Source organism: Rhizobium sp. PK7-22 (assembly GCF_056530405.1).
Map to the genome: position 1 here is coordinate 1,444,583 of NZ_CP096514.1, position 23,909 is coordinate 1,468,491.

General features: G+C 63.8%; 23 protein-coding genes. 11 read left to right on the top strand and 12 right to left on the bottom strand.

Annotated features, from left to right (window positions below):
* Positions 1-52 precede the first annotated feature (52 nt).
* A complete protein-coding gene (locus tag M1E10_RS11660) occupies positions 53-949 on the bottom strand; it encodes an SDR family oxidoreductase (RefSeq protein ID WP_499176520.1) in 897 nt (298 codons plus the stop codon).
* Positions 950-1,045: 96 nt separating this feature from the next.
* On the opposite strand from M1E10_RS11660, the gene M1E10_RS11665 reads away from it, so the two are divergent.
* The 5 genes from M1E10_RS11665 to M1E10_RS11685 all read left to right on the top strand — a co-directional run bounded on the left by M1E10_RS11665 (position 1,046) and on the right by M1E10_RS11685 (position 6,209).
* Complete coding sequence (locus tag M1E10_RS11665; RefSeq protein ID WP_499176522.1) at positions 1,046-1,885, top strand: helix-turn-helix transcriptional regulator; 840 nt, start codon at positions 1,046-1,048, stop codon at positions 1,883-1,885.
* Positions 1,886-2,034: 149 nt separating this feature from the next.
* Positions 2,035-3,537 carry an IMP dehydrogenase gene (gene guaB / locus M1E10_RS11670; RefSeq protein ID WP_499176524.1) on the top strand — a complete coding sequence of 501 codons (1,503 nt, stop codon included), beginning with the start codon at positions 2,035-2,037 and terminating at the stop codon, positions 3,535-3,537.
* Between the two features lie 134 nt (positions 3,538-3,671).
* A complete protein-coding gene (locus M1E10_RS11675) occupies positions 3,672-4,091 on the top strand; it encodes an MAPEG family protein (RefSeq protein ID WP_499176526.1) in 420 nt (139 codons plus the stop codon).
* Between the two features lie 102 nt (positions 4,092-4,193).
* Complete coding sequence (gene adhP, locus M1E10_RS11680) at positions 4,194-5,222, top strand: zinc-dependent alcohol dehydrogenase (protein WP_499176527.1); 1,029 nt, start codon at positions 4,194-4,196, stop codon at positions 5,220-5,222.
* 111 nt (positions 5,223-5,333) lie between these two features.
* Complete coding sequence (locus M1E10_RS11685) at positions 5,334-6,209, top strand: dienelactone hydrolase family protein (RefSeq protein WP_499176529.1); 876 nt, start codon at positions 5,334-5,336, stop codon at positions 6,207-6,209.
* Positions 6,210-6,230: 21 nt separating this feature from the next.
* Here the strand turns inward: M1E10_RS11685 and M1E10_RS11690 are convergent, their stop codons facing one another.
* Positions 6,231-7,130 (bottom strand): hydrogen peroxide-inducible genes activator, encoded by a 900-nt coding sequence (locus M1E10_RS11690; protein WP_499176530.1) that lies wholly within the window; start codon positions 7,128-7,130, stop codon positions 6,231-6,233.
* A gap of 128 nt (positions 7,131-7,258) precedes the next feature.
* On the opposite strand from M1E10_RS11690, the gene katA reads away from it, so the two are divergent.
* Positions 7,259-8,752 carry a catalase gene (katA, locus tag M1E10_RS11695; RefSeq protein WP_499176532.1) on the top strand — a complete coding sequence of 498 codons (1,494 nt, stop codon included), beginning with the start codon at positions 7,259-7,261 and terminating at the stop codon, positions 8,750-8,752.
* Positions 8,753-8,807: 55 nt separating this feature from the next.
* Here the strand turns inward: katA and M1E10_RS11700 are convergent, their stop codons facing one another.
* A complete protein-coding gene (locus tag M1E10_RS11700) occupies positions 8,808-9,758 on the bottom strand; it encodes a LysR family transcription regulator (protein WP_499176534.1) in 951 nt (316 codons plus the stop codon).
* A gap of 192 nt (positions 9,759-9,950) precedes the next feature.
* Between M1E10_RS11700 and M1E10_RS11705 the strand changes: the two genes are divergently transcribed.
* Positions 9,951-10,247: a DUF1127 domain-containing protein gene (locus M1E10_RS11705; RefSeq protein WP_499176536.1), complete on the top strand. Its 297-nt coding sequence runs from the start codon at positions 9,951-9,953 to the stop codon at positions 10,245-10,247.
* 78 nt (positions 10,248-10,325) lie between these two features.
* Here the strand turns inward: M1E10_RS11705 and M1E10_RS11710 are convergent, their stop codons facing one another.
* From M1E10_RS11710 to M1E10_RS11730, 5 genes are all read right to left on the bottom strand, one after another.
* Positions 10,326-11,207: a DUF937 domain-containing protein gene (locus M1E10_RS11710; RefSeq protein WP_499176538.1), complete on the bottom strand. Its 882-nt coding sequence runs from the start codon at positions 11,205-11,207 to the stop codon at positions 10,326-10,328.
* A gap of 82 nt (positions 11,208-11,289) precedes the next feature.
* A complete protein-coding gene (locus M1E10_RS11715) occupies positions 11,290-12,663 on the bottom strand; it encodes a glutamate--cysteine ligase (protein WP_499176540.1) in 1,374 nt (457 codons plus the stop codon).
* Positions 12,664-12,776: 113 nt separating this feature from the next.
* The gene (locus tag M1E10_RS11720; RefSeq protein WP_499176542.1) at positions 12,777-13,514 is read right to left on the bottom strand and encodes an RsmE family RNA methyltransferase; all 738 of its coding nucleotides are present in this window, start codon (positions 13,512-13,514) and stop codon (positions 12,777-12,779) included.
* An 18-nt stretch (positions 13,515-13,532) separates the two neighbouring features.
* A complete protein-coding gene (locus M1E10_RS11725) occupies positions 13,533-15,038 on the bottom strand; it encodes an inorganic phosphate transporter (protein WP_499176544.1) in 1,506 nt (501 codons plus the stop codon).
* A 148-nt stretch (positions 15,039-15,186) separates the two neighbouring features.
* The gene (locus M1E10_RS11730) at positions 15,187-15,648 is read right to left on the bottom strand and encodes an NUDIX hydrolase (protein ID WP_499177158.1); all 462 of its coding nucleotides are present in this window, start codon (positions 15,646-15,648) and stop codon (positions 15,187-15,189) included.
* A gap of 320 nt (positions 15,649-15,968) precedes the next feature.
* Here M1E10_RS11730 and M1E10_RS11735 point away from each other — a divergent pair, with 320 nt between their 5' ends.
* From M1E10_RS11735 to glcF, 3 genes are read left to right on the top strand one after another with little or no spacing between them, the layout of a single operon-like run.
* Positions 15,969-17,408 carry an FAD-binding oxidoreductase gene (locus tag M1E10_RS11735; protein ID WP_499176546.1) on the top strand — a complete coding sequence of 480 codons (1,440 nt, stop codon included), beginning with the start codon at positions 15,969-15,971 and terminating at the stop codon, positions 17,406-17,408.
* Positions 17,405-18,607: a glycolate oxidase subunit GlcE family protein gene (locus tag M1E10_RS11740; protein WP_499176548.1), complete on the top strand. Its 1,203-nt coding sequence runs from the start codon at positions 17,405-17,407 to the stop codon at positions 18,605-18,607. The genes M1E10_RS11735 and M1E10_RS11740 overlap by 4 nt, the downstream gene beginning before the upstream one ends.
* A 1-nt stretch (position 18,608) precedes the next feature.
* Positions 18,609-19,907, top strand: a complete 1,299-nt coding sequence (gene glcF, locus M1E10_RS11745; protein ID WP_499176550.1) for a (Fe-S)-binding protein — start codon at positions 18,609-18,611, stop codon at positions 19,905-19,907.
* Positions 19,908-19,951: 44 nt separating this feature from the next.
* Here glcF and M1E10_RS11750 read toward each other — a convergent pair whose 3' ends face one another.
* The 3 genes from M1E10_RS11750 to M1E10_RS11760 all read right to left on the bottom strand — a co-directional run bounded on the left by M1E10_RS11750 (position 19,952) and on the right by M1E10_RS11760 (position 22,346).
* Positions 19,952-20,644 (bottom strand): outer membrane protein, encoded by a 693-nt coding sequence (locus M1E10_RS11750; RefSeq protein ID WP_499177159.1) that lies wholly within the window; start codon positions 20,642-20,644, stop codon positions 19,952-19,954.
* Between the two features lie 158 nt (positions 20,645-20,802).
* Complete coding sequence (locus tag M1E10_RS11755; RefSeq protein ID WP_499176552.1) at positions 20,803-21,489, bottom strand: L,D-transpeptidase; 687 nt, start codon at positions 21,487-21,489, stop codon at positions 20,803-20,805.
* 134 nt (positions 21,490-21,623) lie between these two features.
* The gene (locus tag M1E10_RS11760) at positions 21,624-22,346 is read right to left on the bottom strand and encodes a L,D-transpeptidase (protein ID WP_499176554.1); all 723 of its coding nucleotides are present in this window, start codon (positions 22,344-22,346) and stop codon (positions 21,624-21,626) included.
* 205 nt (positions 22,347-22,551) lie between these two features.
* On the opposite strand from M1E10_RS11760, the gene M1E10_RS11765 reads away from it, so the two are divergent.
* Positions 22,552-23,181, top strand: a complete 630-nt coding sequence (locus M1E10_RS11765; RefSeq protein WP_499176556.1) for a DNA-3-methyladenine glycosylase I — start codon at positions 22,552-22,554, stop codon at positions 23,179-23,181.
* Here M1E10_RS11765 and M1E10_RS11770 read toward each other — a convergent pair.
* Positions 23,168-23,872 (bottom strand): HAD family hydrolase, encoded by a 705-nt coding sequence (locus M1E10_RS11770; protein WP_499176558.1) that lies wholly within the window; start codon positions 23,870-23,872, stop codon positions 23,168-23,170. The two genes, M1E10_RS11765 and M1E10_RS11770, sit on opposite strands and share 14 nt — an antisense overlap.
* Positions 23,873-23,909 lie beyond the last annotated feature (37 nt).

Below are 23,909 nucleotides of genomic sequence, written 5' to 3' on the forward strand. Positions count from 1 at the left end.
CCCTCGGCGTTGGATCGCCGAGGGGCTTTTCTCGAGATGGACCGATGACGCGTCAAGCCGCCGCTGCGTAGTCCATCCCTTTCATGTCAGTGAGCAGCCCCGAACCAGTGGGCTGCCAGTCCAGCACCTGACGCGTCATGCGGCTCGACGCCGACATGTCCTTGTCGGCGAATGTCGCCAGCCAGCCGAAGTGCTCGGCCGCTGCGGCCTTCGGCAGCGAAGCAAGCGGGACGCCGAGGCCGGTCCCGATCGCAGCCGCGATGTCGCGGAAGGCAACACCGTCCTCGGCGACGGCATGATAGCGGGCGCCCGGCACCTGTCGTTCCAATGCCAGCCGGTAGAGGCGGGCGGTGTCTGCCAGTGGCGCCGCCGACCAGCGGTTCGATCCATCGGCGACATAGGCGGACACGGCCCGCGCCCGCGCAAGCCGGATCATTTCCGTCACCAGTCCCTGCTTGCGCCGGTCGTGGATCTGCGACAGGCGGACCACCGACACATTGACGCCGCGTTCAAGAAGCGCTGCGCCGGCCAGTTCCGAGGCGACCCGCGGGTTTTGATGGCCGGCATCGAAATGATCCTCGACGGCCGGCTCCCCCGCCATCTTCGCGCCCATCGCGGTGGCGGAGGTGATGATCAGCGGCCGGTCTGACCCCTGCAGGACCGACCCAAGCGTCTCGATCACGCGGCCGTCCTTGGCGCAATTGGCGACATAGTTTGAAAAGTCGTGATCGAACGCGGTGTGAATGACCGCATCGCACTGCTGCACGCCCTCGGTCAGGCTGTCGGGATCCGCGATGTCGCCGAAGAAGGCCTCGCCGCCGGCCTGCGTGATGGCGGCGGCACCCGCCTGCGAACGCGTCAGGCCGAGGACCTGGTGACCGCCGTGCAAAAGCTCGACCAGCAGTTGGGAGCCAATGAACCCTGTGGCGCCCGTCAGAAATACACGCATGAAAACTCTCCTCTTGCTTGTCTCTCTTTCATGCGGCAGAAATTCATCCTGTTAAAGTAGTGGCTTTATCCTAGTATAGCAGCTAATGGGATACCGATGTCCGCCATCCAGTCGAACCCGCTCGGGACGTATCTGAAAGACCGCCGCGCCAGGCTGGATCCGGCAAGCTTCGGCTTTTCAGCCAGCCGCAGGCGTACGCCCGGTCTGCGTCGCGAAGAGGTCGCACAGCGCGCCAACATCAGCCCGACCTGGTACACCTGGCTGGAGCAGGGGCGCGGCGGTGCACCGTCCGCGGATGTTCTCGATCGCATCGCTGCCGGTCTGATGCTGACAGAACCGGAGCGCGAGCACCTGTTCATGCTGGGGCTCGGTCGACTGCCGGAAGCGCGCTATCGCCCGGTCGGAGGTATCTCGCCACGCCTCCAGCGCCTGCTCGATACGCTGGAAACGAGCCCGGCCATCGTGCGTACGGCAACCTGGGACGTCGTCGCCTGGAACCGGGCGGCGGCCGTGGTGCTGACCGACTACTCCAGGCTCGCTCCGGCGGAGCGCAACATCCTGCGGCTGCTGTTTGCCAATCCGCAGGTGCGTGCTGCGCAGGCCGACTGGCACGGCATCGCACGCTTCGTCGTCGGCGCCTTCCGGGCAGATGCCGCCCGTGCGGGCGCGACCTCCGAGATCGCCGACCTCGTCGATGACCTTTGCCGGCAAAGCCCGGAATTCGAAGCCCTGTGGAACGACAATGACGTCGGCGTCCACGGCGAGGGGACCAAGCGCCTCAACCACCGGGTGCTCGGCTCCATCGAGCTCGAATATTCCGGTTTCTCGGTCGATGGCCGTCCGGATCTCGGCATGGTCGTCTATACGCCGATCAGCAGCGAAGATGCCGATCGCATCCGCGCCCTGGTGCGAGAGGCGGAAGCGGCCGCAGCCTGAGCCGCCGCCCGAGCGCCGTGCAAGCCTCGGCTTTTTCTATTCCCTTCCTGTCATAACCGTGTTACCAGCCCTCGCCAACTTCCCTTTCCCGAAGATCGCTTCCGGTGCCTCCCGCCGGGACGGACTTCCTTTAACCGAGGAAATTGGCCATGGCTCGCATTGTAGAATCCGCAACCGGCGCAGATGCGCTGACCTTCGACGACGTGCTCCTGCAGCCGGGACACTCCGAGGTGATGCCGGGCCAGACGAACATTGCCACCACCATTGCCCGCGATATCGACCTCAACCTGCCGATCCTGTCCTCCGCCATGGATACCGTCACCGAGGGACGTCTCGCCATCGCCATGGCCCAGGCCGGTGGCATCGGCGTCATCCATCGCAACCTGACGCCCATCGAGCAGGCCGAAGAAGTCCGCCAGGTCAAGAAGTTCGAAAGCGGCATGGTGGTCAATCCGGTGACCATCGGCCCGGACGCGACGCTGGCAGAGGCCCTGGCGCTGATGAAGGCGCACCGCATTTCCGGCATTCCAGTCGTCGACAACGGCGGCAACGGCGGTCACAAGACCGGTCGCCTCGTCGGCATCCTGACGAACCGCGACGTCCGGTTTGCCTCCGACCCGTCGCAGAAGATCCACGAACTGATGACCCACGAGAACCTCATCACGGTCAACGACAGCGTCGACCAGACCGAGGCCAAGCGTCTTCTGCACATGCATCGCATCGAGAAGCTGCTCGTGGTCGACGGCCAGGGCCACTGCGTCGGCCTGATCACCGTCAAGGACATCGAGAAGACGCAGCTCAACCCGAATGCCTCCAAGGATGCCCAGGGCCGCCTGCGGGCCGCTGCCGCCATCAGCGTTGGCGATGACGGCTTCGAGCGCGCCGAGCGGTTGATCGAGGCGGGCGTTGACCTGCTGGTGGTCGATACCGCCCATGGCCACTCGCAGCGCGTGCTGGATGCCGTGGCGCGGGTCAAGAAACTCTCCAACTCCGTTCGCATCATGGCCGGCAACGTCGCCACCTACGATGGCACAAGGGCGCTGATCGATGCGGGCGCGGATGCGGTCAAGGTGGGGATCGGCCCCGGATCGATCTGCACGACCCGCATCGTTGCCGGCGTCGGCGTTCCGCAGCTTGCGGCCATCATGGCGGCCGTCAACGCGGCGCGCGACCAGAACATCCCGGTCATTGCCGATGGCGGCATCAAGTTCTCCGGGGATCTGGCCAAGGCAATCGCTGCCGGCGCGTCCGCGGTCATGGTTGGATCGCTGCTGGCCGGCACCGATGAAAGCCCGGGTGAGGTCTATCTCTACCAGGGTCGCTCCTTCAAGGCCTACCGTGGCATGGGCTCGGTCGGTGCCATGGCGCGCGGCTCTGCGGATCGCTACTTCCAGGCGGAAGTGCGCGACACGCTGAAGCTCGTTCCGGAAGGCATCGAAGGCCAGGTTCCGTATAAGGGACCGGTCTCGGCCGTGCTTCACCAGCTGGCCGGCGGCCTGAAGGCTGCCATGGGCTATGTCGGCGGCGGCGACATTCCGTCGTTCCAGGAGAAGGCGACCTTCGTGCGGATCTCCGGAGCCGCCCTTCGCGAAAGCCACCCGCACGGCGTCACCATCACCCGCGAAAGTCCCAACTATCCCGGCGGCGCCTGATATTGACGGCATCGGCAGTCGAGGATTGCAATTGCCGATACCACCGTTTCCTCTAGTCTTCAGGCGGCCAACCCTTTGCCGGTTGCCTGAGGCGGGACGTTGAGTTGCAGGACTGAGTTTATGCGAGAAAACACATGACCTTCAGCAATATCATGATCTGGCCGATGATCGCCCACGCGGCCCTGGTGTTCGGTCTCTACTACCTTCTCTCCAGCCGGCGGATCGGTGCCGTCCGCTCCGGAACTGCCAAGGCGGAGCAGTTCAAGGAGAACCGGGACGAGCCGGTCGAAAGCCTCCTCATCCACAACAACCTCAAGAACCAGTTCGAGCTGCCGCTGCTCTTTCACGTGGTCTGCCTGTTGCTCTATCTGACGACGGCGGACAATGTGGTGACGGCGCTTCTCGCCTGGGCCTTCGTGCTGTCGCGCTACGTCCACTCCTACGTCCACATCACCAGCAACCGCCTCCGCCACCGGCGTCCCATCTGGATCACCGGTTTCTTCATCCTGATCGCGCTCTGGATCTGGCTTGCCGTCTGGCTGGCGCTGGACTGATGTTCTTTGCGGTGGATCAACGCCGCACCTGTCGCTCCGTAGTAGGACCCTGCGAGCCACACGACCGCAAGGACGCGGTCTTCGTTCGAAAAGGGTCCAGCGATGTCAGCAATGATGAAAGCCGCCGTGGTGCGGGAATTCGGCAAGCCTCTGGTGATCGAGGAACTGCCGATCCCCGAACCCGGCCCGGGGCAGATCCTCGTCAAGTATGAGGCGACCGGCGTCTGCCACACGGATGTGCATGCCGCCAACGGCGACTGGCCGGTCAAGCCCAAGCCACCCTTCATTCCCGGCCATGAGGGGACGGGCTATGTCGCCAAGCTCGGCGCCGGCGTTACCCATGTCAAGGAAGGCGACCGCGTTGGCGTGGCCTGGCTGCACACCGCCTGCGGTTGCTGCACGCCGTGCCGCACCGGCTGGGAAACGCTCTGCGGCAGCCAACAGAACACCGGCTATTCCGTCAACGGCACCTTCGCCCAGTACGGGCTTGCCGATCCGGACTTCGTCGGACGCCTGCCGGACAATCTGGAATTCGGCGCAGCAGCGCCGATCCTCTGCGCCGGCGTCACCGTCTACAAGGGCTTGAAGGAAACGGAGGTGAAGCCCGGCGAATGGGTGGTCATCTCCGGCATCGGTGGTCTCGGCCACATGGCGGTGCAATACGCCAAGGCCATGGGCATGAACGTCGTGGCTGCCGACATCTTCGACGACAAGCTGAAGCTTGCCAAGGATCTCGGCGCCGATATCATCGTCAACGGCAAGGCCGCCGACGCCATAGAACAGGTGCAGAAGGCAACCGGCGGCGTGCATGGGGCGCTGGTCACGGCGGTCTCGCCCCAGGCGATGGAGCAGGCTTACGGCTTCCTCCGCTCCAAGGGCACCATGGCGTTGGTCGGCCTGCCACCGGGCTTCATCTCGCTGCCGGTCTTCGAAACGGTGCTGAAGCGCATCACGGTGCGCGGCTCCATCGTCGGCACGCGCCAGGACCTGGAGGAATCGCTTCAGTTTGCAGGCGAAGGCAAGGTCGCCGCGCACTTCTCCTGGGACAAGCTGGAGAACATCAACGCCATCTTCGACCGCATGAAGGACGGCAAGATCGACGGCCGCATGGTGCTCGATCTGGCGGCCTGATCGCCTCACGCAGAAGTGTCACCCACTGGCGGCCGGATGATCTAGCCTTGGTCATCCGGCCGCTCCGCGTTTGCGTAGATCTGCCGATCTAACCCGCCAGAGGAGCGCGTCATGGAAAAGCCGAAGATCACCCAGGCAATGATCAATGCCTATGATGAATATACGCATTTGACCCTCGATCGCCGCGCCTTCATGGAGCGCTTGACGATGCTGGCGGGATCCGGAGCCGCCGCCGCCGCCATCGCGCCCATGTTGGCGGCAAGCGGCGCCCAGGCGCAGACGGTGGCCGAGAGCGACGATCGTCTGGTGGCCGAAGAGGTGACCTATCCCGGATCCTCGGGCGAGATGAAGGGTTACCTCGTCCGTCCCGCCGATGCGTCTGCCGATCTTCCCGCCATTATCGTCATCCACGAAAACCGTGGCCTGAACATGCACATCCGCGATGTCGCCCGCCGTATGGCGCTCGAAGGCTTCGTCGCGCTGGCGCCCGACTTCCTGTCGCCTGCCGGCGGCACGCCCGCCGACGAGGACCAGGCACGGCAGATGTTCGGCTCGCTGGACGCCGAGGCGACGGCAGCCGATGCGGAGGCGACCCGCGTCTATCTGGCCGGCCTCGACGGCACGAATGGCAAAGTGGGCGCCGTCGGCTTCTGCTGGGGCGGCGGCCTCGTCAACCGGATGGCGACGAGGTCTCCGGAGCTTGGCGCCGGCGTCGCCTACTATGGTTCCCAGGCCGCTGCAGAGGACGTTCCCGCCATCGAGGCGCCGCTGATGCTCCATTACGCCGGCCTCGATGAGCGCATCAACGCCGGCATCGACGCTTACCGTGCAGCCCTCGAGGAGCACGGCAAGACCTTCGAGATCCACCTCTACGAGGGCGTCAACCACGCCTTCAACAATGACACCTCGGCGGCCCGCTACGACAAGGCGGCGGCCGATCTCGCCTGGGCGCGGACGGTCGAGTTCTTCAAGACGCACCTCTCCTGATTTGCGCCATGCGCCCCGGCTCTATCGCGGGGCCGGGGCGCAACTGGCGACGGCTTCCGCAAGAGCCTTCATCTCGTCGCGCCGTCCGCTCGACTTCCTCCAGATCAGCCCGATCTCCCGCGAGGGCGCGGGCTCCGCGAAGGGCACGATGCGGATGTCGTTGCGCGCCGTTTCCGTCGGGATCGCCATCTCCGGTATCAGCGTCATCCCCATGTCGTGGGACACCATCTGCAGGAGGGTCGTCATCGAGGTCGCACCGAAGGTGACGAGGCTGCGTTTGCCGGCCGTGCCGCAGACGGAAAGCGCCTGCTCGCGCAGGCAGTGACCCTCCTCCAGCAGCAGCAGTCGGTCGACGTCCACCTGCGTCTCGATCAGTGGAGACAGCAGGATCGCCTCGGCATTGTTGGCCATCGCCATGAAGAATCGGTCGACGAACAGCGGGAAGGCTTCGGTCCCGTCTCCCTCGATTGGTAGCGCCGCAATCACGGCATCGAGCGTCCCGTCCTGCAGGTCAAGGATCAGCCGGTCGGTGACCGCTTCCTTCAATTCGATCTCGATCGAGGCATAGCGCTCGCGCAGGCAGGGCACGAGCTTCGGCACGAGGTAGGGCGCGACCGTCGGGATAATGCCGATCCTGACTGGACCGTCGAGCATCCGGCCATTGCTGCGCGTGCCGCTCTCCAGCCGCTCGACCTGCTCCAGGATCGTCCGGACCTGCGCCAGCACCTCCTCGCCCTGGCGGGTCAGGAGAATGCCGTTGCGGTTGCGCTCCACCAGCCGAACCCCCAGGCCCTGCTCCATGTCGAGGACCTGAACAGACAGCGCCGGCTGACTGATGTGGACGGTTTCCGCCGCTCGCCCGAAGTGTTTTTCCCGCGCCAGCGCCTCGAAATACCGCATTTGCCGCAGCGTCAGTGCCATCAGTTTTTCCGATCGATGATCGCAGTAAATAATATTGGAAACTATGGAACTGTGATGCGAAGGTCAAATCGAAAGCCTAGAACAGTTCCAGATTCAAACAGGCCAGAGTTCAAACAGGGGAGACAGCCATGTCCGATCGTCCCACGATGACGACGACTGCCGGCGCACCAGTGCCGGACAACCAGAACACGATGACCGCAGGCCCGCGCGGCGGCGTCATGCTGCAGGATTACCAGCTCATCGAGAAGCTGGCGCATCAGAACCGCGAGCGTATCCCGGAGCGCGTCGTCCACGCCAAGGGCTGGGGCGCATTCGGAACCCTGAAGATCACCGGTGACATTTCCAGGTTCACCAAGGCGAAGTGTCTGCAGCCGGGCGCCGAGACGCCGATGCTCGCCCGCTTCTCCACCGTTGCCGGCGAAATGGGTGCCGCCGACCACGAGCGCGACGTGCGCGGTTTCGCCCTGAAGTTCTACACGCAGGAAGGCAACTGGGATCTGGTCGGCAACAACACGCCGGTCTTCTTCGTCCGTGATCCCTACAAGTTCCCCGACTTCATCCACACCCAGAAGCGTCACCCCAAGACCAACCTGCGCTCGGCGACCGCCATGTGGGACTTCTGGTCCCTCTCGCCGGAAAGCCTGCACCAGGTAACGATCCTGATGTCGGACCGCGGCCTGCCGGTCGACCCGATGCACATGAACGGCTACGGCTCGCACACCTACTCGTTCTGGAACGACGCCGGCGAGCGCTACTGGGTGAAGTTCCACTTCAAGACCGAGCAGGGCCACAAGCACTTCACCAACGAAGAAGGTGAAGCGCTGATCGGCAAGACCCGCGAAGGCTACCAGGAAGCCCTCTTCGGCGGCATCGAGCGTGGCGAATTCCCCCGCTGGAAGGTGCAGGTTCAGATCATGAACGAAGCCGAGGCCGAGACGACCTCCTACAACCCGTTCGACCTGACCAAGGTCTGGCCGCACTCCGAGTTTCCGCCGATCGACATCGGCACTATGGAACTCAACCGCAACGCCGAGAACTACTTCGCCGAAATCGAACAGGCCGCCTTCTCGCCGTCCAACATCGTGCCCGGCATCAGCTACTCGCCTGACAAGATGCTGCAGGCCCGTGTGTTCTCCTACGCCGATGCGCACCGCTATCGCCTCGGCACGCACTACGAGAACATCCCGGTCAACCAGCCGAAGTGCCCGGTTCACCACTATCATCGTGATGGCCAGATGAACACATACGGCGGTATCCGTACCGGCAATCCGAACGCCTACTACGAGCCGAACTCGGTCAATGGTCCGTTCGAGGATGCCTCCGCCAAGGAGCCGCCACTCGCCATCGAAGGCGACATGGGCCGCTTCAACCATCGCGACGGCAATGATGACTACGGGCAGCCACGTGCGCTCTTCAACCTGTTCGACGCAGGTCAGAAGGCACGTCTCTTCTCCAACATCGCGGCAGCCATGGGCGGCGTCCCCGGCGAGATCGTCGAGCGGCAGCTGGCGCACTTCAAGCTCGTGCATCCGGACTATGAAGCTGGCGTCCGTGCCGCGCTTCAGCAGGCGCACGGCTACGAGGCCGACACCATCTCGGCGCAGCCGACCGCGGCCGAATAAGTCTCAGGTCTGCAGAAACGAAAACCGGGGCTTCAAGCCCCGGTTTTTTCTTGGTCTACCAGCTGGTGGCCATCTGTCCGGCCCTTACCTTGGGCGTCCGCCCGATGCCCTGTGGCCCGGCGTCCAGATCGTCCGGCACCACCGCCGGCGAAATGTTGTCGAGGCAGGCGGCGATATGGTCGGTGATGGCGTTCATCAGCGATGGCGACAGGCCCGGACGCTTCATCAGGCCGATCTGCACCGGCGGCAGCGGCGGGAAGCCGTCCGCCGACGTCAGCACCCTCATGCCCGGCCGCAGGGCCGATTCCGGCAGCACCGAGACGGCCATGCCGGCCAGCACGGCGGCGGCGACCACGGTCGACGACCAGCTCGTGAACAGCACCTGGTACTCCCGGCCGTCCGCATCGAGCGCCGAGCAGGCAAGTTGTCGCCACAGGCAGTCGCGGCGACCGACCGCCAGCGGCACCGGCGCGTCTTCGCGCAGCGGATGATTGGCCGAAGCCACCCAGCAAAGCGGCTCGGTTCGCACGACGTCCGACATTCGGGCGCGCGGATTGTGGGTCACGAGCGCGATGTCGAGCTCACCTTTGGCCATGCGTTCCGCCAAGCTCGACGAATTTTCGCAGACGATATAGAGCTCGACGTTCGGATGGGTCTTGGCGAACCGTCCGATGATCTCGGGCATATAGCGGTCGGCATAATCGTCCGGCGTGCCGATCCGCAGCGTCCCTTCCAGCCGGTTGTCGTCGAAGGCGGCGATTGCCTCGTTGTTCAGCCGGATGATGCGCCGTGCATAGTTCAGAAGCTTCTCGCCCTCGGTGGTAAGGCGGTTGCCACGCCCATCCTTGGCAAACAGCTGCTTGCCGACACGTTCCTCCAGCCTTCGCATCTGCATTGAGACGGCGGACTGCGTCTTGAAGACCCGATCGGCGGCCTTCGTGAAGCTGCCGGTGTCGATGATGGCGAGGAAAGTCTGAAGCTGGTCGATATCAAGCGGAGCGGACATGAAGATCACCCATCAGTTTGTCTGATGTCAATCATTAGAAACATTCGTTGGACTGATCAATACGCTTTCCGGCATAACATGATTGCAATCAAAACAACGGGCACTCCCTGCGCCCGCAGAGCCTTCGCCACCCTTCCGTGAGACATCCACGGAGGGGACGGCTTTCTCGTGCCAATCGGAAAGGACCAGATCATGCGCACGATCCAGACAGTTGAACTCGACCTCATCCAGGAGCAGACGGGCGTTCGCCGACCGGTCGGCGCACTGGCATTTGTGGCGAAATCCGTCTGGCGTGTGCTGCGCAACCGATGGGCTGCCAATCGCCTGCACGATCTGGACGACTACCAGCTCGAGGACATCGGCCTCACTCGCCATGACGTGATGCAGGCGACCCATCGCTCCGGTGTCTTCGACGATCCGGCGACCTTGCTGGCCGAGACGGTGAGGCGCCGCGGCAACACCCGGTTCGAGCGCCTTCGGCGAAGCTGACACGATTTTCCCCGCAGGGTGATAGCCAATAGCCCTGCTGCTTGCCCGGCCCGGATCTTCCGGCCGGGCCTTTTTTTATCAGGCCTTGGATGGCTCGGATGCTGCCGGGTGCGCCATCGGGCCCTTGAGGTAGGTGTCGAAGATCGCTTCCATGTTCTTCTGGTAGGTCTTCTGGACCTCCAGGCCGCTGTCGAACATGCTGTTCAAGGTCTCCGCATAGGGATTTGCCGTGGCACCGGCCTCGACCTGCGAGGGCGAGTTGGCCGAAGCGGCGTGACCGAAACTCGCGGACATCATCTCCTGGAACGCCTGCATGAACGGGTTGTCGGCGAACATGGCGGCAGGCGAGGGTTGCTGCGGCGAAGCGGCCTTGTCCATTCCCCAGGCAGATCGCATGCTCTGCATGAACGGGTTGTCGAAGACTTCCATGGGATTCTGGCTGGCGGCCTGCTTCGGCTGAAGCCCGAGGCTGTCCAGCCACTGCTTGGTCATCTGGCCCATCGGCGTCGAGGCAAAGATGTCGCTGCCCTGCTGCATCTGGCCGGTGGCCTGCTTGAACATGCCGCCCATCAGTGTGTCGGCCATGGCCGGCATCATCTTCTTGATGACCTCCTGGCCGACGCCCGTCAACTGCGCAGCCTGTGCGGCGATGGCGCGTGACACTTCCGGCGAGCCGAACAGTTTCTCCAGCACCGCGTTACCATCCGCCACGCCCTGCGGCGTGAACGTCTTGCCGAGATCCTCGAAGTACTTGGCATAGCTGCCGGACATCATCGTGTTCATCAACGCCCCGAAGTCATAGGGGTTGGTTGCCGTCCGCTTCAGGCCGGAGGAAAATGCCGGCATCAGGGCGGCCATCGCCTGGGCCGCCTGCTCCTGCGCGAGATTGAACTGCTTGGCCATCGCATCCATGGCCGCGCCGTTCTGTGCCTTCAGCATCATGTCGAACAATGGCAGCATGGAACATCCTTCCCGATTGGCGTGATGGGCCAATATATCCGGAAAGTGAGCAACGGGAACCGGTTTTTGAGCCGGCTCCCAATCAGTATTTGTACTGGTCGAAAATCGGCTCGACGGATCCCTGCCAGCGCCCGTGGTAGAGCATCAGCAGGTCATCAGCCATGGTCGCCTTCTTGGCAAGCACTTCGTCGAGAGTGGCCAGGAAGACTGTCTCGTCCTGGCCTTCGCCGTTGAGGCGATTGCGGGCGGTGAGACCCGCACGCGAGATATTGACCACCTCCCGGGCGACATCGAGCAGCGAACGTCCAGCAATCTCGGCCTTGAGCGCCTTTGCTGGAACGTCATTGCGCAGGGCAAGCACGTCCTCGTATGTCCAGCCGGCCGTCAATTCTTCGGCGGCGGCAAGCGCGCCCTCGTCATAAAGCAGCCCGACCCAGAACGCGGGCAGGGCGCAGATGCGCCGCCAGGGGCCGCCGTCGGCACCGCGCATCTCGAGGAACTTCTTCAGTCGCACGTCAGGGAAGAGCGTCGAAAGGTGGTTGGTCCAGTCCCCGAGTGTCGGCTCCCAGTCGGCGATCTCGCCTTGCAACGCCCCGTTCATGAACTGTCGGAAGGTGACGTGGGTACAGTCGTGATAGAGACCGTCGCGGACGACGAAATACATCGGCACGTCCAGCGCCCACTCCACGTAGTCGCGGAAACCGAAGTCTGCACCGAAGACGAAGGGTAGCAGCCCGGACCGCTGGTTGTCGGTATCGCGCCAGATGTCGCCCCGCCAGGAGAGGAGCCCGTTCGGCTTGCCTTCGGTGAAGGGCGAGGAGGAGAACAGCGCGGTCGCCAGCGGCTGCAGCTTCATCGAAACGCGCATCTTGCGCGCCATGTCCATCTCGGAGGAGAAGTCGAGGTTCACCTGGATCGTGCAGGTGCGATACATCATGTCGAGACCTTGGCTGCCGACTTTCGGCATGTAGCGGCTCATGATCTCGTAGCGGGACTTCGGCATGCGCGGCGTCTCGGCGAGCGTCCACTTGGGGCTGCCGCCAATGCCGAGGAAATGGATGCCCATGGGCTCGGCCACCTCGCGCAGCACGTCGAGATGCCTGTTGGATTCCGAACAGGTCTGATGGATCGTCTCGAGCGGTGCGCCGGAGAGCTCGAACTGGCCGCCCGGCTCGATGGAGATCGCGCCCATGCCGGAACGCTCGCCAAGCCCGATGATGTTGTCCCGATCCATGATCGGATCCCAGCCGAGCTTCTGCTGCATGCCGTTCAGGAGAGCCGAAATGCTGGCTTCGCCCTCGTAGGGAACCGGGCTGTTGTCGGCAAAGAAGAAGGCGAACTTCTCGTGCTCGGTTCCGATCCGGAATTCATCTTCAGGGCGGGCGCCGCTGGCAAGGTAATCAGAGAGCTCGGACACCGAATTCAGGGGTGTCTCGTCTGTGGTGTCACGGGCCATGGGAACTACCTTGTAGGACCGACAGATCTGTCGCGTCCGGCTGCTTTAACTGGATTGAAGTGCGGTGCAAGTGAATTTCTTTCAAGATGCTTTCAGAAAACATCGGGCTTCGTTTAGCGCCAGTCGCCGATCGTTGCCTGGATTACCGCCAGCGCCGCAACCGCTGCCGTGTCCGCGCGCAGGATGCGCGGCCCGAGCGGGATCGGTGTGACGAAATCGAGGCCGCGCAGCAGCCCGCGTTCCTCTTCCGAGAAGCCACCCTCCGGACCGATCAGCAGGGCCAGCCGCTTCTCCTGGATGGCGGCAAGCGCCGCAAGCGGGTTCTGGCTCTCTTCGCCCTCGTCACAGAAGAGGATGCGCCGGTCCGCCGGCCAGTCCTCCAGGATGTCGCGCAGCTTCTTCGGCGCCGCCACCTGCGGGATCGACAGGATGCCGCACTGCTCCGCCGCCTCCACGACATTGGCCTGCAGCCGGTCGAGGTTGGTGATCTTGCCCTGGACGTGCTGGGTCATCACCGGCTGCAGCAGGCCGGCCCCCATCTCCACCGCCTTCTGCACCATGTAGTCGAGACGGCCTACTTTGAGGGGAGCAAAGAGATACTGCAGGTCAGGGGCCTGCGGCTGCTCCCGCGTCTGCTCGACGGCTTGGATCAAGAGCTTCTTGCGTGACGGGAAGATCAGTCTGGCGCTCCACTCCCCGTCCTGCCCGTTGAAGACGAGGATCTGCGATCCTTCCGTCAGCCGCAGTACGTTGACGAGATAGTTGAACTGGTCGGCCGCCGCCTCGACGAGGGCCCCGGCCGCAAGGGGCGCATCCACGAAAAGGCGCTGCATCCGGAAGTTGGCACGCATGTCAGATGTCCCACGCCATCAAAGGAAGAGCAGAGACATAACCCAATAGAGCAGCGCCGCAAGTGCGCCGGCGGCTGGCACCGTGATTACCCAGGCCGCAACGATGGTCATGAAATGCGAGCGGCGCACCAATCGGCGACGGCGCAGTTCCTCGGCGTTACGTTCCGGGCGCGGCTCGATCTCCCACCGACCGGCCTTCATCTGCATGTACTCCATTCGGCGCTTCGAATTGCGGGTGTACCATTCGCGGAAAAAGCCGACGCCGAAGACCGCGCCAACCGCAATGTGGGTAGAACTGACCGGCAGGCCCATCCAAGAGGCGACGATCACCGTCAGCGCAGCGGACAGCGAGACGCAGAACGCGCGCATCGGGTTGAGCTTGGTAATCTGTTCACCGACAAGCTTGATAAGCCGGGGGCCGAACAGGAGAAGGCCCACGGAAATCCCGACGGCGCCGATGACCATGACCCAGATCGGAATCGTCACCGCATTTGTGACGCTGCCGCCCTGTGCCACCGATACAATCGCGGCCAAGGGACCGATGGCATTCGCCACATCATTTGCGCCATGGGCGAAGGAGAGGAGCGCAGCTGAAAAGATCAGTGGCATCTTGAATAGCTTGCGCAGGGACTGGTTGCGATTTTCCAGTCCCTCGGACTGTCGCCGGACGAGCGGGATGCTCAGGCCCCAGGCGAGGAGCCCCCCGCTGAGGCCGATCGCAGAGGCCGTGCCAAGCGAGACGTGGAAGACCTGGCGCAGGCCCTTCAGTGCAAGATAGGCTGCGAAAGCACCGGTCATGATGCCGATCAGAACCGGTACCCACGTTCGAGCCGATGCGATCTTGTCATCGCGGTAGATGATGAATTCCTTGATGAAGGCGAGGAAGAGGGCAGCGATGACGCCGCCCATGATAGGTGAGATTACCCAGCTTGCCGCGATGCCGAGCATCTGCGGCCAGTCGACGGCCGCCGCTCCGGCCGCCGTGATGCCGGCTCCGAGCACGCCACCGACGACCGCATGCGTGGTGGATACCGGGGCGCCGACCCAGGTTGCGAGGTTAACCCAAAGTGCGGACGAGAGAAGGGCTGCCATCATCGCCCAGATGAACATGTCCGTGGAGCCGAACAGAGCAGGATTGACGATGCCCTTGGAGACCGTCTCGACAACGTCGCCGCCGGCAATCAATGCTCCGGCTGTTTCGAACACGGCCGCTACGGCCAGCGCAAGCCCCATGGACATCGCCTTCGAGCCCACGGCTGGTCCAACGTTGTTGGTGACATCGTTGGCGCCGATGTTCATCGCCATGTAGGCGCCTACGGCTGCAGCCGCGACGACGATGACGGCGCCGGGCTTGCCGATGACATAGACAGCGGCAAAGGTCGCGGCAGCGATAAGGAAGATCAGCGCGATCCCAGGCCCGGCAAGGCCACGGGAGACGTTATGGGTGGCGGCCTCGACAGAGGTTATCTTGTCCAGGTCCTTGTCGAGCGTTTGCTTGACGAGGCGTGGCGGCTGCTGTGCCATTATGGATCCTTTTGTCCAGGCCGAAGTGACGGCCGTTCCAACGACCCGCGTGTCGACGCCAATCTTCGCGGATGCGAGGAAGACGGTCATGTCCGCCTACTGACATCGCCGACAGAAAGCAATATGACAGTTTTGTGACAGGGCGCGATTAGCCCGCGGTGCCTGGTCTTGCCATCATTTCAGGTGGTCTCGAGGCGAAAACCGAGAAGAGCGCCTTGAGTTCCGGTTCGTTGACGCGATTGGCCGCTTCTTCGGGCGAGACCCATTCCAGCTTACGGCTGCCTTTTTCCGGAAAGTTCTTGACCATCTCCTGAACGTCCAGCGGGTGCACCTGCACGCGCACGAGGATCTTCAACCCGCTCCGCAGAGATTTGTTGTAGTGGTAGTAGCCCAGGGGTTCTTTATCGACCTTGCCCTTGACCCCGGCTTCTTCAAAGGCCTCGCGCTCGGCAACGGCGTGTGCCTTCTTGGCCGGCATCGGCCAGCCCTTTGGAATCACCCATCGACCGGTGTCGCGGCTGGTCAGCAAGAGAACCTCAAGTCCGCCCTGCTTCTTCTTCATCCGATAGCAGAGTGCTGCATACTGCTGCTTTGGCGGTCTCCGCAGCATCAGGCCAATATCGCTCTTGAGGCGAGACACCAGGTTCAAGATGGTCGAGTCCTTTTCCAACGTCTTCCTTCTACATGTACACGCGTTCACTGTCTCAGCCGGTCAGGCCGGCGAATCATTTATTTGTTGCCTCAAATATAGTTCCAATCCTTGCATTTTTCAGGATTGAGGGCTCGAAAAAATCCCGATTCCCAAGCGCCGCGTAGAGTTTCGCGGTGGCAAGCTCGGTTCGAAGTATTGGCCTTGCAGCGCCAGCCATGGTAATCCGGTCTGTCATCGTCGGTAGGCGGCGGCGGCACAGTGGTCCGGGAGGAAGAACCGTGTCCGAAGCCATAAAGTTTCTGGAGCCTCGCTCGAATGTGATCGCGCGTCGATCCGCCATCATTGCGGATCTGGTGGATCTGCTGCCGCACGAATGCGTGGTGCATGAAGCGCGCGAACTGGTGCCCTTCGAGACGGATGCCTTCGTGTCCTACCGCCGCTTGCCGCTGGCTGTCGTCCTGCCGAAGACGACGGAGCAGGTGGCGGCCGTCATGAAATACTGCAACCGCTACGGCATTCCGGTGGTGGCGCGCGGGGCGGGGACCTCGCTCTCGGGCGGCGCGATCCCGCAGGAGGACGCGGTGGTGGTCGGCCTGTCGAAGATGACCCGCATCCTCGGGGTGGACCCGGCCAACCGCACCGCCACCGTGCAGGCCGGCGTTACCAATCTCAGCATATCCGATGCCGTCAGCCCCGAAGGCTTCTTCTACGCGCCCGATCCGAGCTCGCAGCTCGCCTGCACCATCGGCGGCAATATCGGCATGAACTCCGGTGGTGCCCACTGCCTGAAATATGGCGTCACCACCAACAACCTGCTGGGCGTCAGGATGGTGCTCGTCGACGGCACCGTCATCGATCTCGGCGGCAAGCATCTGGATGCGGCGGGCTATGATCTGCTCGGCCTCGTCTGTGGCTCGGAAGGCCAGCTCGGTCTTGTGACGGAGGCGACGGTCCGGCTGATCGCCAAGCCTGAAGGTGCGCGCCCGGTGCTTTTCGGCTTCGACAGCTCGGATGCTGCCGGCGCTTGCGTCGCCGACATCATCGGCTCCGGCATCATTCCTGTCGCCATAGAGTTCATGGACAAGCCGGCGATCGAGATCTGCGAGGCCTTTGCGCACGCCGGCTATCCGCTGGACGTGGCGGCCCTGCTCATCGTCGAGGTCGAAGGCTCCGAGGCGGAGATGGAGGCGATGCTGAAGGAGATCGTCGCGATCGCTGGTCGTCATGGCGTCAGGACCGTGCGCGAAAGCCAGAGCGCTACGGAAGCGGCCCTCATCTGGAAAGGCCGCAAGTCCGCCTTCGGGGCCACGGGTCGCATCTCCGACTATATCTGCATGGACGGCACCGTGCCGCTCGGCAAGCTCTCCTTCGTGCTGGAGAAAACCTCCGAGATCGTCGCGCGCTACGGCCTGCGGGTGGCCAATGTCTTCCATGCGGGCGACGGCAACATGCACCCGCTGATCCTCTTCAATGCCAATGATCCGGAGGATGCCGCGCGCGCCGAAGAGGCCGGCAATGAGATCCTCAAGCTCTGCGTCGAGGCCGGCGGCTGTCTGACCGGCGAGCACGGGGTGGGCATCGAAAAGCGCGACCTGATGCGCCACCAGTATTCCGAGGCCGACCTCAACCAGCAGATGGCGGTGCGCGCGGCCTTCGATTCCGACTGGCTGCTCAACCCCTCCAAGGTCTTTCCGCTCGAGGGGCGACCGGCCGCATGACCCTGACACCGCATAACGAGGCAGACGCGGCATACGTCATCCGCAACGCGGCAGCAGCAGGCACGACACTAGCGATCGTCGGCGGCAGCACCCGCAGCGGCTTCGGCAATGGCATCGCCTGCCACGACACGCTGAGTTCTTCCGGACTGACCGGCATCGTCGACTACGAGCCGGCGGAAATGGTGATGACGGTCAAGGCGGGCACGCCGGTGGCGGAGATCGAGGCAGCCTTGTCCGCAAACCGGCAGATGATGCCCTTCGAGCCCATGGACCACCGCGGCATCATGGGCACCACTGGCGAACCCACCATCGGCGCCGTCTTTGCTTCCAATGCATCGGGACCGCGTCGCTTCGTGTCAGGGGCCGCCCGCGACAGCCTGCTCGGCATCCGCTTCGTCAATGGCAAGGGAGAGATCGTCCGCGCCGGCGGCCGCGTCATGAAGAACGTCACCGGTCTCGACCTCGTCAAGCTGCTGGCCGGATCGCAGGGCACGCTGGGTTTTCTGACGGAGGTCACCTTCCGGGTCCTGCCTGTGCCGCAGACGGTGGAAACCATCGTCGTTTCCGGCCTTGAGGATGCGGTCGCCACGCAGGCCATGGCCATTGCCATGGCGATGCCTGTGGAGGTCTCCGGCGCCGCGCACCTGCCGCAGAGCGTCCGCAGCCGCTTCCTCGGTGGCCGGCTGCCGGAGGGTGAGGCGACCGTGCTGCGCCTCGAAGGATTGAACGCCTCCGTCTCGGTGCGCGCCGAAAAGCTGGCCGCCGCCATGGCGGGGTTCGGCAAGGTCAACCGGCTCGGCGCCGAAGACAGTCGGCATCTCTGGCAGGAGATCCGCGACGTCCATCCCTATGCCAACACCCCGCAGAAGCCGCTCTGGCGCGTCTCGGTCGCACCGTCCGTCGGGCACCAGCTGGTGGCGGCGCTGCGGCTGGAAGCGGGCATAGACGCCTATTTCGACTGGCAGGGCGGGCTCGTCTGGATGCGCATGGAAGCGGATCCGGAGGCGCATCTGCTGCGACGCTACATCAAGGCCCTCGGCGGCGGCCATGCGACGCTGCTGCGGGCGCCGGCGCAGGCGAGGGCGCCAACGCCGGCTTTTGAGCCGGAGGCCGATGCCGTCGCCGCGCTCTCGGCGCGCATCAAGCAGAAGCTCGACCCAGCCGGCATCTTCAGCCCCGGCAAGATGGCGGGAGTATAACGTGCAGACCAATTTCACCGCCGAGCAACTGGCAGATCCGCATGTGGCTGAATCCGAAGCCATCCTGCGCCGCTGCGTCCACTGCGGCTTCTGCACCGCCACCTGTCCCACCTATGTCACGCTCGGCAACGAACTCGACAGCCCGCGTGGCCGCATCTATCTGATCAAGGACATGCTGGAGAACGGCCGGGCCGCAGACGCCGAAGTCGTGACGCACATCGACCGCTGCCTCTCCTGCCTTGCCTGCGTCACCACCTGTCCGTCCGGCGTCGACTATATGCATCTAGTCGACCATGCCCGGGTCCACATCGAGAAAACCTACCGGCGCCCGCTGATGGACCGCCTGATCCGGCAGGTGCTTGCGACAGTCCTGCCTTATCCGGGACGCTTTCGCCTGGCGCTCGCGCTTGCCCGCCTCGGCCGGCCGCTGGCGCCACTCCTGAGAAGAGTGACACCGCTGAAGCCGCTGGCGGCCATGCTGGATCTGGCGCCGCAGGCGAGGCCGAAACCATCGACATCTGCCCGCTCCGGCAGCCGTGCGCCCGAAGGCGAGCGGCGGGGCAGGGTGGCCATTCTCTCCGGCTGCGCCCAGCCGGTGCTCGACCCCGGCATTAACGAGGCGACGATCCGCCTTCTCACCCGGCTGGGTGTCGAGGTGGTGGTGCCGCAGGGGGAAGGCTGCTGCGGCGCGCTCGTCCACCACATGGGCAAGGAGGACCAGGCGCTCGCCTTCGCCCGCAGCAACATCGATGTCTGGATCCGCGAGATCGAGGCGAGCGGCCTCGATGCCATCATCATCACGGCGTCGGGCTGCGGCACGACGATCAAGGACTACGGCCACATGCTGCGGCTGGACCCGGCCTATGCTGACAAGGCGGCAAAGGTCTCGGCGCTGGCCAAGGATGTGACCGAATATCTGTCGACACTCGAACTTCCGCAGCTCGAGGCCCGGGCGCTGACGGTTGCCTATCACTCCGCCTGCTCCATGCAGCACGGCCAGAAGATCACCATGGCGCCAAAGGTGTTGCTGCGGAAGGCGGGCTTTGCGGTGCGCGAGCCAGCCGAAGGGCACCTCTGCTGCGGATCGGCCGGCACCTACAACATCATGCAGACGGAAATCTCGGCGCAGCTGAAGACCCGGAAGGTGAAGAACATCGAGGCGACGCGCGCCGATGTGATCGCCACCGGCAACATCGGCTGCATGACCCAGATCGGCACCGCAACCGCGATCCCGATCGTTCACACTGTGGAGCTGCTGGACTGGGCCTATGGCGGCCCGAAGCCGGCGAAGCTGGCATAGAAAAAGCCGGCGCGGACGCCGGCGTGCAGGGACCTGTTCAGATCTCAGAACTTGAACGAGACGCCGAGGTTCACCGCATTGGTGATGACTTCGGTGTTCAGCGAAGCGCCACTGTCGATATCGACATCGACCCAGGAATAGTTGCCCTTGTACTCGACGAAGGCGGCCCAGCGGTCGCTGATGTCGTATTTGACGCCGGCCTGCGCCTGGAGTGTCGCGCCGCCGAACTGGTATTCCGATGTCCGCCCGCTTGCGCGCGTCACCTCGATATGCGGCACGTTGATGCCGGCGCCGGCGCCGATATAGGGCGTGAACCGGGTGCCCTCAATCGGAAACCGGTAGAGCGCGTTCAGCGTCAGCAGGTTGATGCCGTCGGTCATCTCGAAGTGCGACCAACCGGATTTCGCCAGCGTCTCGTCGTCGGCATAGACCTTGGCATGGCTGAAATCGAGCGAGATGCCGAGATCAGACAGTTGGCCCTCTCCGAACCAGTAGGTGCCGCGAATACCCCAGTACGGCGGTGTGGAGAACGACTTCCCCTCCCAACCGGCGGAGAAGCTTGCCTGGTCGGAAACGTCGATATCGCTGTGCGGCGACGTCTGGTACCCGCCATAGGCGGAGAGTTCGAAATAGGCCGTACTGGCCGGCGCGGTGAAAGCTGTTTCGACAGGCGTGGAGTCTGCGGCCTGGGCGACTGCCACAGGGACCCCGGCGCTTGCAGCCAGAGCCAAGACCAGCACGGGAAGCGTCCGTCTGCGGGCAGGCGCCCTATCGATTACGTCATGCGAAACCATCATCAATGCTCCGACTCGCCGAGGCACACGCCACCGTGATGCACGCTAACCAGCTTGTACCACGATTATGTGACGCGGGCCCGCACCGGCCCGCAGCTTTCTCAGCCGCCGAAGAGGGTGCGGAAGATATCCACGCCGCGATCCTGGAAGGCGACATCGCCATGCTTGTTGCCGGGGCCGATGACGATCACCTTGGTGTCGACGGGCGCCCGTGCGTAGAGGTGCTCCACATCCTTGTTCATCATCCGGATGCAGCCGGAGGAAAGGTTAAGGCCGATCGACCATGGCTGGTTGGTGCCGTGGATCCGGAAGATCGTGTCGCGGCCGCCCTTGTAGAGGTACATGGCGCGGGCGCCGAGGGGATTGTCCGGACCGCCTTTCTGCACGGCAGGCAGGATGTGGCCGCGGGCTGCCTCGCGGCGGCGCATTTCCGCTGGCGGCGTCCATGTCGGCCACTCCGCCTTGCGCCCGATCTTTACCACGCCCGACCAGCCAAAACCCTCGCGGCCGACGCCAATGCCGTATCGCGTGGCGCGGTTGCGTCCTTCAACGTAGTAGAGGAACTTGTTGTCCGTATCGACGATGATCGTGCCGGGTGCTTCATTCGTGGAGAAACGGACCATGCGGCGCTTGTATTTTTCCGGCACCGTGCGGTTGCGCTCGGAGGGCGCAACATCGCTTGCCGTCGTCTGCTGTCGTGCGGAAGCCGACGTCTGGGCGGGTGCCTGCCCCGTGGTCATTGTCACCGCCAAGGCGGCGACAGCGATGAGAAGAGTTTTCGATTTCATCTTTTACCCCGTCGGATGGACCGTTGATGTGGGAGAAGATGTCCCGGTCAAGCGGGGCCGACAAGGCGACAGGCGCCTAATTGAGGCTTCAACGTGAGAAATGGGCCGGATCGTGGCGATCCGGCCACATCTTCTTACATGACGATGACCTTGGTGCCGACATTCACCCTCTCGTAGAGGTCGACGACATCCTCGTTGCGCATGCGGATGCAGCCGGAGGACACGGCGCTGCCGATGCTCCACGGCGCGTTCGTCCCGTGGATGCGGTAGAGCGTCGAGCCGAGATAGAGGGCACGCGCGCCAAGCGGATTGGCCGGGCCGCCGTCCATGCTGGCAGGCAGGTAATGCCCCTTGGCGGCCTCGCGGGCGATCATCTCGCTCGGCGGCGTCCAGCGCGGCCATTCCGCCTTGCGGGTGACCCTGTGCATGCCGGCCCATTCGAAGCCCGGCTTGCCGACGCCGACGCCGTAGCGGCGGGCCTGTCCCTTGGCGGTCACCAGGTAGAGGAAACGGTTGTTGGTATCGATGATGATCGTTCCGGGCGCATGCTTGCTGTCATAGGCCACCGTCTGCGGCAGGAACTGCGGTTCGATCTGGTGGCGGACCACCTGGTTGGGCCGCACCGCCGCCGGCTGAACATCGCTGCGCGACCGCTCCCGGAAGAAGGGGCGCGGTTCGGCCGGACGGCTCGGATAGACCACGGGCCGCACACCGCTGCCGCCGAGCTGCATCAGCCATGGCGCCGTCAGGTCGGGGCTGACGATCACCGGGGGGCGTTCCCGATAACGGTCGTTTGCCTGCACCGTCGTCGACAACAGGGGAATAAGCCCGAGGGCCAGCAGAAGCATCTTGTTCATCGTCGGATCCACTCGCTACACATGCACCGAAGGGGCATTGCCCCTTTGCAGCCACGCTGCCTATGGAAAACGAGAGAAGCGTAAACAGGTGGCAATTCAAATTGGCCGTCGGCTATAAACCTTTCGGCAGGGTTACCGGCGGGTTTGGGAAGATGGTTGACCAGGCCTGAACGCCGCAGCCGGCGCGTTAACGATTGGGGACGAGATGGAAAAGACCGGCATCATCATCGGCGACGACGGCCAGGGACGCTGCTTCTGGCATGGCGGGCTCGAAGACTACCGGCGTTATCACGACGAGGAATGGGGCCGCCCGGTCACCGACGACATCCGTCTTTTCGAGAAGATCTGCCTGGAAGGCTTCCAGTCCGGCCTTTCCTGGCTGACGATCCTGCGCAAGCGCGAGAACTTTCGCTTAGCCTTCGCCCGGTTCGATTTCGAGAGGGTGGCGGAGTTCGGGGAGGAGGATATCGAACGCCTGGTCGCGGACGCCGGCATCATCCGCCACCGCGGCAAGATCGTCTCCACCATCAACAATGCCCGCCGCGCGATCACCCTGCGCGACGAGTTCGGATCGCTTGCCAGGTTCTTCTGGAGCTTCGAGCCTGGGAGAGACGAGCGACCGGCGGTCATGGATTATCCGACGCTCTCCGCCAATCCGACGACGCCCACTTCGATCCGACTGTCCAAGGACCTGAAGAAGCGCGGCTGGACCTTCGTCGGCCCGACGACCGTCTATGCCTTCATGCAGGCCATGGGCCTCGTCAACGACCATCTTGCCGGCTGTATCTGCCAGCCCGAAGTGGACCGTCTGCGGGCAGAGCTCATTCGTCCGTGATCGCCGCGAGCACGTCTTGCAGCTGGCCGAGGTGTTCGATCTGCCGGAACCGTGGCGCCTCGGTGGGTGCCTCGACGTGCTCGATCACCCAGGTCAGCGCATGCGGAATGAAGACGCCGTAGCTGCCGGCGGCGATCGCCGGCACGATGTCCGATTTCAGCGAATTGCCCACCATCATCGCCCGGTCCGGTCCGTCCGCCACCTTGGAGAAGATCCGCCGATAGGTGGTGGCACTTTTGTCGCTGACGATCTCGACTGCATCGAAGAGGTCCCCCAGGCCCGATTGCGCCAGCTTGCGCTCCTGGTCGAAGAGATCGCCCTTGGTGATCAGCACCAGGAGATAGGTGCCGTTCAGCGCCCGCAGGGTCTCTTCCACATGCGGCAACGTCTCCACCGGATGGCGCAGCAACTCGCGGCCGATGTCGAGGATGTCTGCGATGGTCTTGGCCGGCACCTTGCCCTCGGTAATCTCGATGGCCGTCTCGATCATCGACAGCGTGAAGCCCTTGATGCCGAAGCCGTAGTGGGCAAGGTTGCGCTTTTCCGCCTCCAGCAGCCGCTCCGAGACATGGCTGCCCTCGGCATAATCTCCCAGCAGAGCGGCAAACTGCTCTTCCGTCAGGCGATAGAACTGCTCGTTCTGCCAGAGCGTGTCGTCGGCGTCGAAGCCGATGGCGGTGATCGGTCGCATCAGGTGGCCTCCTTGGAGGAGGATATGGTTCGTCAAG